This window comes from Vibrio sp. S457-15 (assembly GCF_000960545.1).
Lineage (GTDB): Bacteria > Pseudomonadota > Gammaproteobacteria > Enterobacterales > Vibrionaceae > Vibrio > Vibrio parahaemolyticus.
Map to the genome: position 1 here is coordinate 63,513 of NZ_JYOQ01000180.1, position 15,843 is coordinate 79,355.

The window sequence follows — 15,843 nt, forward strand, 5'->3', positions numbered from 1 at the left end:
AAGTGCAGGCTTAACGGTTCTTTGTAGAGCTATGCTTTTACCGCATCAAGATCATCAGATTGAACTGAAGGGTTAAAGAACAATTTAGTTTCTGCCAGTACAACATGACGAAGCGCAATCAAACCAATAAGGTTAGGGATCGCCATCAAACCGTTTACGATATCTGCCAGAATCCAAATCATGTCTAGGTGCAGGAACGCGCCTGAAGCCACTAGAGCAAGGAAGATAATCTTGTAAGGCAGAACCGCTTTTGTGCCCATTAGGAACACCACACAACGCTCACCGTAGTAGTTCCAACCAAGGATCGTTGTAAACGCAAAGAACATCAGACCGATAGACACCAGCATTGGGCCAAATGTTTCTGCGTTGAGACCAACAGCAAAGGCATGCGTTGTCATCGCGGCACCTGACAAGTCACTTTGCCAAGCGCCAGTTAGGATCAGGGCTAGACCTGTCATGGTACAAATGATGATGGTATCGAAGAAGGTACCTGTCATCGAAATCAAACCTTGTTTAACACAAGAGTCTGTTTTCGCTGCTGCTGCGGCCATTGGCGCGCTACCCAAACCAGATTCGTTGGAGAATACACCACGCGCAATACCAGATTGGATTGCCAACATGATGCTAGCACCTAGGAAACCGCCCGTTGCTGCGGTAGACGTGAAAGCAGATACCAACACAAGTTCAACAGCATTTAGTAGTTGATCTGCGTTCATGATGATCACGCTAAGACACGCCAACACATAAAACAGCGCCATTGCTGGAACCACTTTACCTGCGACACTTGCGATAGATTTGATGCCACCTAGAGTTACAAATGCAACCAAAAGCGTCAGGATGAAAGCTGCAAGCTCACGGTTTACACCTAGAGAGATTTCACTTGCATCAAGAATCGCATTTACTTGCGGGAACGTACCGATACCAAAACAAGCAACTCCAAGTGAGAATACCGCAAACATGATGGCTAGCGCTTTAGAGCCAACACCATATTGTAGGTAGTACATTGGGCCACCAATCATTTGGCCATTGTCGTCAACGCGTCGGTATTTAACAGCAAGCAGACACTCAGCGTATTTCGTCGCCATTCCGAATAGGGCAGCAAGCCACATCCAGAATAGGGCGCCAGGGCCACCAAGTTTGATTGCGGTTGCAACGCCGACAATGTTACCAGTACCGATAGTTGCAGAAAGTGCAGTACAAAGTGCTGCGAAGCTAGAAACGTCACCCTGTTTATCAGATGACTTATCTTTACTGAATACCATCGCTAACGCGGTTGGTAGGTGTTTAAACTGGATCAAGCCTAAGCTAAAAGTGAAGTAAACACCGGTTCCCACAAGCAAAATAAGCAGTGGTGGACCCCAGACAAAGTTATCAATGGTTTGTAGTAAAGATTGTAGGTCGTTCATGATTTCCCCTTAATAAAACAACTAATAAGGAGAAGAGGGAAAGGACGAGATCAAGGATCTCTAATAGAACTAAGCTATTTAAAGAAGGCGGGAACGCCAAATAGTTAGGTTGTAACTTTCCACTCCTCTGTCCTTTTGCCTGAGAGTTTCACCCCGCACACATGTGCAGGACTTGCTCCTTCGGCGACCGATTTAACGGTTCTCTCCAGAGGTTCCTCCAACTACAGTCCCCGCTACCAAGGTAGCACCTGAAATAGTTAATTCTTCGGCGAGTTAATCTAACCAAATGTTAAAGTTTGGTTAATAACCACTCTCCTGCAGTCTTCATCGGAACATTTACTCAATCAAATAAGTAAAGGTTAGTTAATGATGCTGGTCACCATTAACGTGTGAACTCTATCATGTTTCTTGACCATTTCAACACCCTTGGACGATTTATTTTCAACACATTTTTGAACAAAAGGTATTTTTATGGCGTACTGGATATAGGTTTGTTGAGTAGCGTAGGGAATTGATACTATTTCTATTGGTAATATTCTCACTTACCAACATAATCTTTGGTAATGCATCGCCAGTGGGCCTTAGGTAAGTTATTCAATTAAGAGCACAAAATTGATCCAATCTAGCGCACGCGGATGAAAATCTACGCTAAGTTGACCTTGCGTAACGTAGAAATGAGTTACAATAAACTTTTGTGAAACTGTCTTGGGAGTTAGTCAGTTTTACGCGATTGGACAAGGAGGCTGTATGACCAGATTGTTAGCCATTGCGGTATTGATAGTTGTAGCGTTTGTGCTATTCCGTTATCGAACCAATGAAAAAGTCCAAAAAGCGACCGTCATAACATTGATTGGCGCATTCCTGATTTATACCGCATCCATTGTGATTGCGGAACTGATTCGCTAGCAAGATAGAAGAGTCCTTGGAGTAATATACGGTGACTTCTCAAAAAAATATTGAAGAACAAGATGAAGTGGTTGTCATTGAGGAACGTGACAAACGCACACACATATATATCGCAATTGCAGCGGTACTAGGCTTGGCATTTGGGGGCTTGGCTGGCTCTGTTTTGACGGCGAATAAATGGGAATCTACTTACCAAGTTTTAGAAGATAAATATCAAGCGCTTGCGCAAGATAAAACCGCGTTAGTTTCTCAAGTTAAAACTCGTGAAGAGTCGCTAGACAAAGAAATCCAAGAGAAAGTGGATGCACTGCTCGCAGAAAAGGACGCCGCACATCAGAAAGCGCTGAAAAAATTACAAGCTCAGCTTACCGAGGTCGAGAAGGTTAACTTGTCGTTGGAATCTCAAGTGAAGCAACAGAATGACAAGTTGAGCTCGAGCAAGACAGAGAATGAAAAGCTTACTCGCCAAGCGGATATGCAAGCAACCATGTTTGAACGCTCTCGTGAAGTGTTCCAGAAAGAACTCAAAATCTCGCAAGATCTAGAAGCGTTAGAGAAAGAGCGTGAGAAGCTACTGCCGAAAATCGACAAGCTGAAGAAAGAATGTGATGTGTTCTTAGAAGGGAAGTCGTGGGATGTAAAATCCGATGCTTGCGATAAGCACGATGAAGCAAATTCTCGACTTAGCCAAATTGATCAACTAATTGAAGTCTATAAAATGGATCTCAAACAGATCAAAGAAATTACATCGGATATGGGTTTATAAGCTCAACAATACACTCGATTGTTCATATAAAAAGGAGCTCACTGAGCTCCTTTCCTTTTACCTATGTTAAGCTAAAACTCGTTAGATACGAGAGGCATCATAACCTGATGCAAGCAAAAGTTCTCGTTCATACCTAATGAGTTGAGCACGATCTTCAATTAATTCGTTCAAAGCTTGAGATGGCTTTCCTGCGAGAGTTTTGAAAGCAGCAAACGTTTCTGCACTGTCGATCTCATCAATCATACTGCTAATGACATTGCGCGCTTCACACGGATTGTTATTTGTAGTGAAGTATTCTACTTGTTTAGCTGCAGCTTTCATTTCTGTTAATAGCTCAAGCGGGCTTGTGTCTTTTGCTACCGCCATGTAGTTGTCTAACACGCGCTTTGCATAAAGCAGTTCTTTTAGTGGGATATCACGTCCACTTTCAATTAGGGATTCGCTAAGGATCATACTTGAGCTCATGGGCATTCCTTTAGTTATATACAACGCAGCTTATTAGTGTCCCCTGAGTCTAATTTATTGAAGTCTAGTTGGGAATGGTAAAAAGCATTTTTAACGCATTTTTATTCACTAATGAACACGCGAATGCGATGCTTATCAGGATCGGTCGCTACAAAATTTAACCCATACACCGAGGTCATTGGTGGCTGAATAAAGTCTACGCCCATCTCTTTCCATTTGTTGTAAACCAGCTCCAGTTGATGTCCGTCTGCTACAGACAACGATAACTCGGCTCCTCCACCTTTCACCATGCTGACTGGAGTAAGCACGTCACTTTGTTTGAGCGTAAGTTTGACGCTATGGGAAAGTGGCATAGAAGCAAATGTAGGAGATAAAAGCGTGACCTCACAATCAAACAGTCTCGAGTAAAATGTTTGGCTCACGTGAATGTTTTCTACATAGAGAACGAATGAATTGATAGTCAGCATGGATTATTCCTCAACTTTGTTAAATAGATGAGGCTGAATTTACCGAAAGAGCATGACAGGTGCTGTCAGTAGACTCAATACATCGAGTAACCAGTATTGCCTTGAAATAGTGGGAAGTGTCATTAAACTTTTAAATCAATCAGTTCAACATTATCAGTTTTATTTTGTTTTACATGTTCTTTGAGTATTTCATCGCAAGAATTAGAAAAGAATAAAAATCATACGTTGGTTGTTAATGACATCACGGATAAAGCAATAATGCGTGAGCTTACAGAAACAGAGTGAATCTTTCTACTGTTTATATTCTGTAAAAAATGACGTGAAAACTGAACGTGAAGAAAATCAAGAAATTGAACACTTTATAGCGTCAGTTGCTTATTTTATCGCGAAAACTTACGAGACTTTCCAAGATGTTGGCCGTGTAATTTTGCGACTGGCGACTAGTTTGTTCACTTCCTGCCATCTTCTACCAGATTGTATTTATCTTAACGCTGGCGTTAGTACTTATGATTATTAGTATTTCTGAGGCGGAATATGTCATCATTTTGGGAGTGTTGTTCGCCTATGTAGCACTCGTATAGTGGAGTCTTCACTATGAAGAACAGGAAGAAGTCACACTAGCGAAGCTCTCTTTTTGGTTGCCAATTGGTATGATTTGGTCGTTTACCATGCTGTATGTTTTGGATTGTTCTCGGTATTTCAGTAGGCATTTTCAAGTTATTTAATTTTGGTGATAAACATTGCAAAGGAAAATATGTCTTTTTAGCGCTGTCATCGAGTATTTGTTACTTGCGTAATACTCTTATTAAACTAGGGTTCGGACTGGATTGAACCATATTTTTTACTTTGCTTATTACGGATTGACTCCATTATTATTGTTGTCACTTCTATTTATCAGTATGCCGTTACCAAGTTATGGTTTGGATAACTTGTACGCAATGCTTAATATTGGAGTTTTTAGCTATAGATTTATCACTCTGACCACGATGTCGTTTCGGGTCGGCCTTCTATTTGGTTTGATTTCAACTAGTCTGGTTGTCTATGTATTGACCTTGGTAATCGAACATAGCCCAGAAAAGTTGAGACGGATGTTTTAGATACAAAAAGAATCGGTGGAGAGTTAAAAATCTAGTCGCTACTAAATACTAAAAAGGGCGCGTGATGCGCCCTTTTTAATGTCTGAAAATCGGCTTTTAGTGGAAAATAGACATGTTGTAGCAAGCCGTCATATTCTGCTCTAACACCTCATAGACGTGAGCGCAGAGTTTATTCTGCTCAATTAGGTCATCCATGATCTCAGCAATTTGTGTTTGGCTCATTCGTCCTCGATAAGGGCGATCTTGCGATAGTGCCTGAAACACATCGGCAACGGCAATAATGCGAGAAGGGATGTCTAGTTCTTCTGCTGTTTTATGGTAAGGGTAGCCTGAGCCGTCCAAGCGTTCATGGTGATTTGAAGCCCATTCTGCGATTTTGGCGTTTGGGAACACCTTATGCAGCGCAAGTTGAGTGTCTATCGTATGTCGTTTGATTCTCGTGTATTCCTGCTTACTGAGCGCGCCTTCCTTATGTAGAATTTCATCCGGCGTCTTTAGCTTACCTATGTCGTGAACCAAACCGGCAATAAACAGCATTTCTTGGTCGTGTTCATCGAGTCCTAATTTGCCCGCCAAATAGCGCGACAACTCAGCAACTTTTTGCGAGTGTTGATAAGTAAATGGGCTTTTCGCATCGACAATGCGCGCCAGAAATAATCCAAGGCTGTTCATGTCCCAAATGGTTAACTGTTTTTGTAACCAATCAATGCTCTTAAAATTCAGACCAATGGTTTCGATGTTTTCTGATTCCATCGCGAACCAAAATCCGTCGGTCATGATGAGCTTAACCATGGCTTCGCACATGACTGGATTAAACAAGGTGCCAGCATTCGCCAATACACATTCTGCAATCAACTCCTCATGCAGCGTAACAATGTCACAGTGGCAGTTCATTACATAGCGCGCACGCATGAAGTCTAGTCGATCAGAAAGGTAGAGTATGGCCGCAACGTCTTTTTCGAACTCAGGCAGGTCGAGATGTTGCAGTTCATCCCAATGGGTGTGGTGGTAAAGTACTGGAACGGCAAATTGACTTAAAAGGCGACATTGTTTGAGCGTTTGGTAGCCGCGCAAACAGTGCGCTTTGGCATCTTGAGGGATGAGCTCGTCCAGCAACATTTTATGTTCTTGCGTTTCAGAGACGCCACAATCGTGAATCATGCCTGCAAAGTAACAAAACTCTGCTTTCTTTAAATCCCAATTTAAGGCTAGAGCACATTGGTAGGCGATGTATGCGACACGGTGACTGTGGTGAGTATCATCGACACCTACATAGTCGAGTGCACGGGCGACCCAGATGAGTGCTTGTTTTAGATCGACTTCAAAACCCGCAATAGCATCGGGAGAGGAAGAATGCTTCATTATTTATACCGACATGTTTTTAAGCCCACGCAAACCGACATCATGGCCTGATATTTAGAGAAAGGGCGCGACAGCGAAAAGAACCCTTAAAGGTGGGCTATTTGGACGTAATTTTAATTATGGCGTAGATAATAATCCTAGTTGCATAAGAATATCACTCGAAGCTCACTGCTTAACGTCAGTTCTTTGAGCTGAGTATTGGTTTTAAAAGATTCTTGTTGCTTTGGTTGACTTCTTTGAAAACGACAATAAATCATGATGCAACGTATTCTTATTTCTACTTTTAACTAAAACATCAGCAAACAAAGGGGGAGAGACGACTTTAGGGTTTTCGGCCTCAAAGTGACGTTGCTCGTTTTGCTGCCACTCTCAATGTAAATCGTATGGACGGTGCAGATGGAATACCTATTGTGGTGGTCACTGTAGGAAAGAAAATATCCCAATTTTGTTTCTTAATTAGCTCAATGAGTTAAAGGAAGAAAAGGTAAACGACTCGATTGCGAATTTGTGAAGCCGCAAAGAAGAGTTGCCTGAAAATCTACTAGACTAAATGCTCCAACTCAAAAGGAATTTGTATGTTGAAACATTGTTTGTATCGCAGTTACACCAAAGGGCTAAAAATCGCAGCGCATGTGCTGCCACTTCCAAGGCCGACGTTGTTTTCTGGTTCGGGAGCCGTATCTGAGTTGTTGGAGGCGATATCTGATCTAGGTTTTCGACGTTTGTTGCTAGTGACCGATGAGGAATTAGTTCGAATCGGTATGGTAGGTAAAGTCTTGGAGCAAACGCAGGGGTTGGGCTTACAGGTGGGCGTGTTTTCTGAAGTAAAACCAGACCCAACTTACGATCAAGTCGAAGATGGATTACGTGCTTACAACGCCTCTCAGTCGGAAGCCATTTTGGCGTTAGGTGGCGGATCTGCCATTGACTGTGCAAAAGTGATTGCTGCAAGAGTAAGTAACAAACGCTCAATCAAAAAGCTCTCAGGACTTTTCAAAGTATGGCGAACCCCGGCGCCTCTGTTTGTTATTCCAACCACTTCTGGCACTGGTTCTGAAGTGACGATCGCGGCAGTGGTTTCAGACCCAAATACGCATTTAAAAACGCCCTTGATGGACCCGAAACTGGTGCCGATTATGGCCGTGCTCGATCCCGACTTGCTTATCGGTTTGCCAGCCAAAATCACTGCTGACACAGGGATTGATGCGTTAACTCATGCGGTAGAAGCCTACATCTCGCGCAATGCGACACCAGAAACTCAAGCGTATTCAGTCGCTGCAATCAAATTGATATTTCGTTATTTACCCAAAGCCGTGGCGCAGGGGGGAGATATTGAAGCTCGATACAAAATGGCCATGGCGTCTTACTACGCAGGGTTAGCTTTTACCAAGGCAAGTCTGGGGTACGTGCATGCTTTTGCGCACAACTTAGGGGCAAGGTATGGTTTGCCACATGGTATGGCAAATGGGTTAGCGTTGCTACCCGTCTTAAAGTTCTCTTTGCCTGAAATTGAAGATGAGCTAAGAACGCTTGCCGAGAAGACCAATATCAATACGAAAGACAAACCAAGTGCTGAGCATTTCTTGGAACAGATTGAATCCTTGTACGATGCTATTGGTATCGAAAAATGTACAACAGCCATAAAACAAGATGATATCGAAGACTTGGTTGACCTGATTCTGAAAGAGGCACATTGGAATTACCCCGTTCCCAAGTTTATGAATTCTGAAGAATGCGCTCGCTTATTGATAGAAATAAGCGCTTAGATTGCATTATGTAAATATAATTTTACGGACGTGGTTTTTTATCCTTACACTTTGCTTGATCTTCTCTCAAAGATCCTACAATATCGTGCTTATTACAAATATGGTGTCAGTTTTGGTGCGCCGTTGCCCGATCTGATGCTGATAACCGCCAATAAGATGTAAAGATAAATATACAATGAGTCGTTCTAAAGTGTTTGGTAGTACCCTAATTATTGCTGGTACTACAATTGGGGCTGGTATGCTAGCTCTTCCTCTTGCCTCCGCTGGCATTGGTTTTACTACATCACTGATCATCATGTTGAGTTTGTGGGCATTGATGGCCTTTACTGCGTTACTGATGCTTGAACTTCACCAATATGCTGAAAGTAGTGCAACACTTCATACCTTGGCGAAACAAATCCTTGGTCAAAAGGGTAAGTGGGTTGCCAGTTTTGCGATGCTATTTTTGTTCTACTCATTGTGTGCGGCATACATCGCTGGTGGCGGTGCACAATTTGGTGACCGCTTATCTCAGTGGTTTGAGTTAGATATTTCTGGCCCGACAGCGACAGTGATTTTCACTCTGATCGTTACTTTAGTGGTGACTATTGGTACAGGAACAGTTGATAAAGTAAACCGTGTGTTGTTTGCGTTAAAGCTAGTCGCAATGGTTGCGGTACTGTCATTTTTAGCGCCAAACGTTACCGAGTCATACTTGCTAAGCATGCCTATCGAACAGGGACTTATTGTTGCGGCGATTCCAGTGATTTTCACATCGTTTGGTTTCCACGGCAGTATTCCTGCAATCGTAAACTACCTAGATGGCGATACGTCATCTTTGCGCAAAGCGGTTATTGTTGGTTCGACGATTCCTTTAGTTATCTACATTTTCTGGCAAATCGTTACCTTAGGCGTAGTAAGCCAAGATGCGCTTATTGAAAACGGTGGCTTGAGTGCACTTATTGGTCAATTATCTCAAACTGTTCACAAATCCAACTTGAGCAGCATTGTAGGTGTATTTGCCGACCTTGCACTTCTCACCTCGTTTTTAGGTGTGAGCTTAGGTTTGTTCGAATTTTTAGGTGATACGATCAAAGGCAAAAGTGAGAAACCAAATCGCTTGTTAGCTGCAGTGATTACGTTTACTCCGCCACTTGGTTTTGCGCTTTTCTACCCGCAAGGCTTCATTATGGCGCTGGGTTACGCGGCGATTGCATTGGCTATTCTTGCGATTTTCCTTCCTCTTGTCATGGTGATCAAGGTTCGTCGTTCCGATGATTTCTCAGGTGAATACCGTGTCGCAGGTGGGCAAGGAGCGCTGGTCGTCACTGGTATAGCGGGTACGGGCATCGTTTTAGCGCAAGTGCTCATTACTTTAGGTGTATTACCTGCTCTAGGTTAGTTCCACAGTTTAAATTGAACGCGAAAAGCCAATAGGGAAACCTGTTGGCTTTTTTAATCTGGATCAAATTACCGTAAGATATTCGGTGAAAAAATTGGCGGAAGTCTGTTTTTATTTCGTACACTTAGGTTGTGGTATATCAATTATTTAAGTGGGGAAAAGCCGCTCTAAGATCATCAAAATTTCTGACAGAAAGGAGCTTTTTCTTCTGGTTTCTCTACTTGGGTGTGGAGGTGAAGTATGGCGCACCGGAGTTTTTACCCGTTTGCTAAACCGCTTAATGAGCAACTGCAAACGTTGAAGAATAGAATGCAGGCACATTTGCCGTGTATCGATAGGGTGTCGTTTGCGAAATATCACCCTCATCAAGACATGCTCAAATCTTTCGCCGAAAGTGAATTTGATACTTGGTGCTTGGCCCATCATGAGGCGCCGTTTAGAAAGCTCCACAACCTTACTATCTCCGCTGAAAATGCAATACCACGTATTGTCGATGATCTTCACGACATCAATCATTGTTCCCGCATACAAACCCTGCTTAAAGAAGGCTATCAGTCATCAGTCGCGATTCCTTGCTATGACAACAAAGCCTTTACCGGATTTGTCTTTTTAAATTCTACCCAGCCCCAAGCTTTTAAGCTTGAAGCATTGAATGGACTTAAGCCTTATTTTGAGATGGTTCAATTTGCTGTTGAGTCTGAGGATCATGTCGTTCATGCCATCGAAACGCTTGCCGATCGAATGCAGGGTATGATGCCGGGTTATTCGCCAGAATATTATGCCCATACTAAACGGATGAAATATTACAGCCAGTTAATCGCCACACAACTCGCGGATCATCATCATTTCAATGACGAAACGGTTGAGCATATTGGTACGTTTGCGCAGTTTCATGCATTGAGCGATATTCAACTGCCGATAGAAATAGCCTGTAGTAGAACACGTTACACGAGAGAGCAGGAGGCGATTCTTCTTCAACATATCGAGCAGTGTATCGAATCTGCAGACGATATAGTGGCGCGTATTGGTAATCCAGTTCACCCAAGCGTGACGCTGTTTTTGCAGATGATTACGTACCAATACGAAAACCTTAATGGTTCTGGTTATCCGTACGGTTTGAAGAAAGAGGCGATCCCAATTGCAGCGCAAATCGTTGCGGTGGCTAACGCATTCGATGTGCTTACGACTCATCACCCATATCGCCAAGCTTGGTCGATACCTTACGCCTTGCTTGAGTTGGAGAAATGGGTGTATCAAGGATTGTTGTCCAGAGAATGTGTCAACGCGCTGCGTGAGCATCAAAATTATCTAAAACAAATCATCCATAAATATCCTGAGCACTACACAGGCTTAGGGCTGATGTAATCCCCGTAAACGAAGGAGCACGAATATTGACTAGGAGGAAATTATAAACAATACTGTTTTTATATACAGTATTTGGTTTGGAGGTGAAGTATGTTGTGGGAAACCCTTGAGAGAGTAAACCGCTTACGCCAACAAGCACTTGCGAACCCTGAGTTTGTGCAGTCAGCGAAAGAGCATGAAGAAGCACTTCAGGAGCAAGAATATCACTATCATGCAAAGAAAAAGCGTTCAGCCAAAGACAAACAAGGTAAGAAGTCGCTGGCCGATATCTATAAAGAAGTAGAATTTGGCGCTGACGCTCGTCATTAAATTAACCGCTATGGCGTCATTTCAATCCTTCAACGCCATAGGTCAAAAACGAGAACTCAAGTATCTCGAGTTTACTTGAGTTGAATATCAGTCTTGCATTTTTATTGTATTAACGTGTAGATAAACACCCCTAAATTTAGGGGTGTTTAATTAGATGTCTGCTTTGCGTACAAAGTGAGGATTTTTGTATTTTTTCTCTGGACCAAAAGTGGATATAACCAATTTGTTCCACAGCGTTTTATCGAACTCGCCTTTTGGAATGGAAGGGTAGAGTGTTTCTTCTTCTTCCCTTGCAAAATTCATGTACTGCTTTTTCTTGATTTGGTTGTATTTTTTCGCAATCTGATTGTGTTTTTGAACCCACTCCAATTTGTATTTTCGAAGTGCCTTTTCACCAGCTTCTGCATTCATACGCGACATGAACAGCCGCTTATACGATACCTTTCTATCTAACATGGTACGCATGACTGTTTGGATGTACTTACCGTGGTGCGTAATGGTGATGTCGTTTTCGTCAATAGGAGTAACACACCAGCCTTTAGGTAGAAAGTCTGGTTTTTTAAACTGTTTATTACGCTCCATTAGCGCCTGATGTAAAACCAAATCAGAGGTGCCGCGGAACGTTTTTTGCCATTTACCGATACGAATTTGAATCGAACCAGGCAAGCGATAGATGTTAGTAAACTTATCTTTGTCCATGGACTTGTGTCATGAGATTAATATGCAATATGAGAAATAGGTAATCAGCTCACCGAGTCATCGGCAAGAAGTTGAGCTGAAGTTCGTTACGATTTTACAACGACCTTGCGTTATATAGCGAGGGGTTATGTCAATAATAGGTAAGAAATAAAAAATTAGTTTAAATTGTGAATGGATTTAACTAAATGGAGCCACCTGCATTGCGATTTTCAGGTGGCTTGTACAGTGCTTAAACAGCTTCTTCTAGTTGTTTAGCATCTTCTTGCTCAATCTGTTGAAGGTGTCTATTCGCTTGTTGTAATTGGTACATTTGAGCGTAGCGACCATTTTGTTGCAATAAGGCTTTATGCGTGCCTTGTTCGACCAAGTCACCATGGTGTAGAACCACAATTTGGTCTGCATCCAATATGGTGGACAGTCGGTGAGCAATGACCACTAACGTCATGTTCTGGCGCAAAACTTTTAAGCTTTTTTGAATGAGAGCCTCAGTTCCTGAATCGATGTTTGCCGTTGCCTCATCCAAAATTAAGATTTTTGGTTTCGCTACTAACACTCGGGCTAACGCAAGTAATTGCTTTTGACCTGCCGAAAGGTTGGTTTCACCTTGGCCGAGTTGAGTGTCTAAGCCGTTTGGATAGCGGTGAATTTGCTCCGACAAACCTACCTTATCTAACGCATCCCATATTTGCTCATCGCTCACTACTCGGCTAAGAGAAATGTTCTCACGTACAGAGGCTGGGAGAATGTGCGGATCTTGTTGAACCATTGCTACGTCTTTGCGAAGTACGTCTTTACCCAATGTATTAAGTGGCCGCCCATCAATCAATAACTCGCCCACATTGGTTGGATAAAAGCCCATGAGCAAAGATGCTAATGTGCTCTTGCCGCTGCCCGTATGGCCGACCAGCGCGATAAAATCTTGATGAGCGGCTTTCAAGGAGATGTCTTTCAATACATCTTGCTTGCCATCATAACTGAACGTCAGATTATTTAGCTCAATTGAGCCCGTTTTAAGTGGTTTATGATCGTCACCGTAAGTTTGTGGCTTCGCATCAATCAACTCAAAAACACGTTCACTCGACACCAACGCTTGTTGTAAAAGTGCAAGTTGTTGGGTCATTTCAATCAGAGGTTCGGTCACACGCGCCAAATAACTGATGAACGCATAAAGTACACCGACACCAATCAACTCGACACCATTAAAGCCAAAGATGGCAACTAAGCAGAGTAGGGCAAGTCCAGCCAACAGATCCATGAGAGGCCGCAGCAGATACCCGTTTAAGCGAATGACTTTTTTGGACGCGACCAAATGCTCAGCAGTGAGTTCGTTAAACTGTTTATTAAAGCGCTCTTCTTGTTGCATCAGCTGAATCACGCTCATCCCTTGGATTGATTCGCTTAAGTTGGCGTTAATGTCCGTGAGCAAGTCACGCATTCTGCGATAACTATCGGTACTGAGTTGTTTAAACAGATACATAAAGCCAATTACGATCGGTAACAGGACGAGAACAACCAGCGTCAACTTCCAACTCATGAAGAACATGACACCCAACATCACCACGATCATCACAACGTTCTTAACCACGGTCGCGATTAACAACTCGTAAAACTGCTGAAGTGATTCTGTATCATTCGTGATTCGAGAAACAAGCTTACCGGCAGGTGTGTAGTCAAACGCAGAAAGTGGCTGTTTGATCACTCCCGAAAACACTTGCTTGCGAATGGTTTTGATCGTGTTCGTTGCCACCATGCTAAATTGCAACGATTGAAGATATTGGAACGTTGCTGAAATGACTTGAAGTGATACATAGCCCAACGCTAAAGCAATCAATACGTTACGAGAGTAGTCACCTTTGGCAATGTGTTCATCAATAAAATACTGGATCAACCAAGGGCCACTCGCACTCGCTAACGCCGCGATAAACAGCAAAGCTAAGCCTTTTATCATTGGCTTCGGCTGAGACAATGGATAAGACAACAACCGCTTAAATGTACTGGTTTGTTTCATTGATTACTCCTCCATTGCTTGTTCGAGTTTTTGGTACTGGAACATTTCTGCGTACCAGCCTTGGTGTTCGAGTAGAGAATGATGTTTCCCTCGCTCGGTGACATGGCCATGATTAAGAACGATGATTTCATCAGCCGCTTCTAATGCCGTTAATCGGTGTGCGATAACGATCAACGCTTGATCACGGTAGTGTGTTTCAAGGTTCTTGAGAATCTGATGTTCGGTTCGACCATCTACGGCGGATAGGGCATCATCTAAAACTAACACTTGAGCGTTGAGAAGCATGGCACGTGCAATCGCAATACGCTGCTTCTGACCGCCAGAAAGAGTAATGCCTTTTTCGCCAACTTCGGTTTGGTATCCGTCAGGGAATTTCTCTATATCGTCGTGGATACACGCCAATTTCGCTGCTTGATAAACTTGCTCCTTTGTTGCTTGAGGATTGCCAAGGGCGATGTTGTCAAAGATCGATTTTGAGAACAAAAATGGACTCTGATTCACAACCGCAAAGCGATTACGCCATTGAGGTAAGATAGCGTCTTTGATTTTGACATCGCCAAACTGAATGGTGCCATTTTCTAAATCATGTTGACGCAATAGCAGAGTGAGTAATGTCGATTTGCCACTGCCTACTGGGCCAGCAATTCCGAGCATTTTCCCTGGCTCTAACGTTACGTCCACAGCGGCAAGAGCAGGAGGGAGTTCTTTACTCCAATGAAACGCGTCAATCTTGATGTGTAGCTGTAATGGTTTGTCATCTAGAGGTTGTGTACCACCAATGATCTCTGGTTGTTCATCGAAGATTTCTTGTAGGCGATTCCATGCGGCAGAACCGCGCTCTAAGATGTTAAACAAGAATGCGAACGCCAGCATTGGCCAAATCATCAAACCCAAGTACATGGTGAAGGCTGTCAAATCACCAAGAGTGATTTCGCCTTTGTCGACCAGATACGCGCCTGCCGCCACACTAAGAAGAAACGAAAGACCAATCGTCAATTGAATCGCAGGGTCAAAGCGCGCATCTACTCTTGCTACCGCGATGTTTTTAGCACCAGTATCGTCAACGACATCTTCAAATCGTTGTTGCTCTTGGTTTTCTAAACCAAAAGCACGCAGCATTCGCACACCATTTAGGGATTCTTGCGCCATATCGGACATCGAAGAGAATGCTTCCTGCGCGACACGAAAACGTTGGTGAAGAATGCGGACGATAAAGAAAATAATTAGCGCGAGAAATGGCATTGGCAACAGGGCCATAACGGTCAGTTTCCAACTGACTTGCGTGACCATGATGATCAATACTGCTATGCCTGTGATAACCGAGTCGGCTGCCGTTAATACCCCTTCGCCAGCTGTCATAACGATGTTTCTTACGTCGTTCGTGCCGCGCGCCATCAAATCGCCAGTTTTGTATCGTTCAAAAAAGCGGGGAGGTTGAGTCGAAAGGTGGCGGTAAAGGCGGTTGCGTAAAATGGTTCCAAGTTCCCAACTCGCACCAAATAGCCATATACGCCAGAGGATTCTGCACCCGTAGATGGTGAAAAGTAGAACAATAAGGCCTAACAACCACATGATTAACGTGTTTGTTTCTAATGTGTTATCAACAACGCCATCGACAATCACTCCGACTGCCTTGGGTGGAACCAGCTGAAGGGCAGAGATTACTGCAAATAAAAGAATGGAACCCACATAATGTTTCCATTTTTGTCGGAAATACCAACGCAGCTGCCAGAAAATTCTCATTACGCCTCCTGCTTTAAATTATTGAATTTGTTATGGAACTATTATTGAGCGAAATGATGAGTTTACAAGCACAATTTTTGAGCGAAGAAGAAAACAACAGATT

The 15,843-nt window shown here is 43.1% G+C and carries 13 protein-coding genes and 1 riboswitch; of the genes, 6 read left to right on the top strand and 7 right to left on the bottom strand.

Annotation, left to right across the window (positions count from 1 at the left end):
* Positions 1-29: 29 nt before the first annotated feature.
* On the bottom strand, positions 30-1,406 hold the full coding sequence (locus tag UF05_RS22345) for an alanine/glycine:cation symporter family protein (RefSeq protein WP_005464704.1): 1,377 nt from the start codon (positions 1,404-1,406) through the stop codon (positions 30-32).
* Positions 1,407-1,523: 117 nt separating this feature from the next.
* A riboswitch (glycine riboswitch) is annotated at positions 1,524-1,625 on the bottom strand.
* Positions 1,626-2,153: 528 nt separating this feature from the next.
* Here UF05_RS22345 and UF05_RS25305 point away from each other — a divergent pair.
* Both UF05_RS25305 and UF05_RS22355 read left to right on the top strand, forming a co-directional pair.
* The gene (locus UF05_RS25305; protein WP_005477734.1) at positions 2,154-2,312 is read left to right on the top strand and encodes a hypothetical protein; all 159 of its coding nucleotides are present in this window, start codon (positions 2,154-2,156) and stop codon (positions 2,310-2,312) included.
* A gap of 31 nt (positions 2,313-2,343) precedes the next feature.
* Positions 2,344-3,078 carry a hypothetical protein gene (locus tag UF05_RS22355; RefSeq protein WP_005464478.1) on the top strand — a complete coding sequence of 245 codons (735 nt, stop codon included), beginning with the start codon at positions 2,344-2,346 and terminating at the stop codon, positions 3,076-3,078.
* An 81-nt stretch (positions 3,079-3,159) separates the two neighbouring features.
* Here UF05_RS22355 and UF05_RS22360 read toward each other — a convergent pair whose 3' ends face one another.
* The 3 genes from UF05_RS22360 to UF05_RS22375 form a co-directional block, all read right to left on the bottom strand.
* On the bottom strand, positions 3,160-3,543 hold the full coding sequence (locus tag UF05_RS22360; protein ID WP_020840698.1) for a hypothetical protein: 384 nt from the start codon (positions 3,541-3,543) through the stop codon (positions 3,160-3,162).
* A 101-nt stretch (positions 3,544-3,644) separates the two neighbouring features.
* Positions 3,645-4,010: a VOC family protein gene (locus UF05_RS22365; RefSeq protein WP_020840697.1), complete on the bottom strand. Its 366-nt coding sequence runs from the start codon at positions 4,008-4,010 to the stop codon at positions 3,645-3,647.
* A gap of 1,193 nt (positions 4,011-5,203) precedes the next feature.
* Positions 5,204-6,469, bottom strand: a complete 1,266-nt coding sequence (locus UF05_RS22375) for an HD-GYP domain-containing protein (RefSeq protein ID WP_045545136.1) — start codon at positions 6,467-6,469, stop codon at positions 5,204-5,206.
* A gap of 575 nt (positions 6,470-7,044) precedes the next feature.
* Between UF05_RS22375 and UF05_RS22380 the strand changes: the two genes are divergently transcribed.
* From UF05_RS22380 to UF05_RS22395, 4 genes are all read left to right on the top strand, one after another.
* Positions 7,045-8,235, top strand: coding sequence for an iron-containing alcohol dehydrogenase (locus UF05_RS22380; RefSeq protein ID WP_045545137.1), 1,191 nt, complete (start codon positions 7,045-7,047; stop codon positions 8,233-8,235).
* A gap of 175 nt (positions 8,236-8,410) precedes the next feature.
* Positions 8,411-9,616 (top strand): aromatic amino acid transport family protein, encoded by a 1,206-nt coding sequence (locus UF05_RS22385; RefSeq protein WP_005455065.1) that lies wholly within the window; start codon positions 8,411-8,413, stop codon positions 9,614-9,616.
* Positions 9,617-9,856: 240 nt separating this feature from the next.
* Positions 9,857-10,981 carry an HD-GYP domain-containing protein gene (locus tag UF05_RS22390; RefSeq protein WP_029805418.1) on the top strand — a complete coding sequence of 375 codons (1,125 nt, stop codon included), beginning with the start codon at positions 9,857-9,859 and terminating at the stop codon, positions 10,979-10,981.
* A 90-nt stretch (positions 10,982-11,071) separates the two neighbouring features.
* Positions 11,072-11,290 carry a hypothetical protein gene (locus UF05_RS22395; RefSeq protein WP_005455055.1) on the top strand — a complete coding sequence of 73 codons (219 nt, stop codon included), beginning with the start codon at positions 11,072-11,074 and terminating at the stop codon, positions 11,288-11,290.
* A gap of 150 nt (positions 11,291-11,440) precedes the next feature.
* Here the strand turns inward: UF05_RS22395 and UF05_RS22400 are convergent, their stop codons facing one another.
* The 3 genes from UF05_RS22400 to UF05_RS22410 all read right to left on the bottom strand — a co-directional run bounded on the left by UF05_RS22400 (position 11,441) and on the right by UF05_RS22410 (position 15,740).
* Positions 11,441-11,989 carry an MSHA operon transcriptional regulator gene (locus UF05_RS22400; protein ID WP_029827921.1) on the bottom strand — a complete coding sequence of 183 codons (549 nt, stop codon included), beginning with the start codon at positions 11,987-11,989 and terminating at the stop codon, positions 11,441-11,443.
* Between the two features lie 229 nt (positions 11,990-12,218).
* Positions 12,219-13,997, bottom strand: coding sequence for an ABC transporter transmembrane domain-containing protein (locus tag UF05_RS22405; protein ID WP_029827919.1), 1,779 nt, complete (start codon positions 13,995-13,997; stop codon positions 12,219-12,221).
* Positions 13,998-14,000: 3 nt separating this feature from the next.
* Entirely contained in the window at positions 14,001-15,740 is a 1,740-nt protein-coding gene (locus UF05_RS22410) for an ABC transporter transmembrane domain-containing protein (RefSeq protein ID WP_031818640.1), read from the bottom strand.
* Between the last annotated feature and the right edge of the window lie 103 nt (positions 15,741-15,843).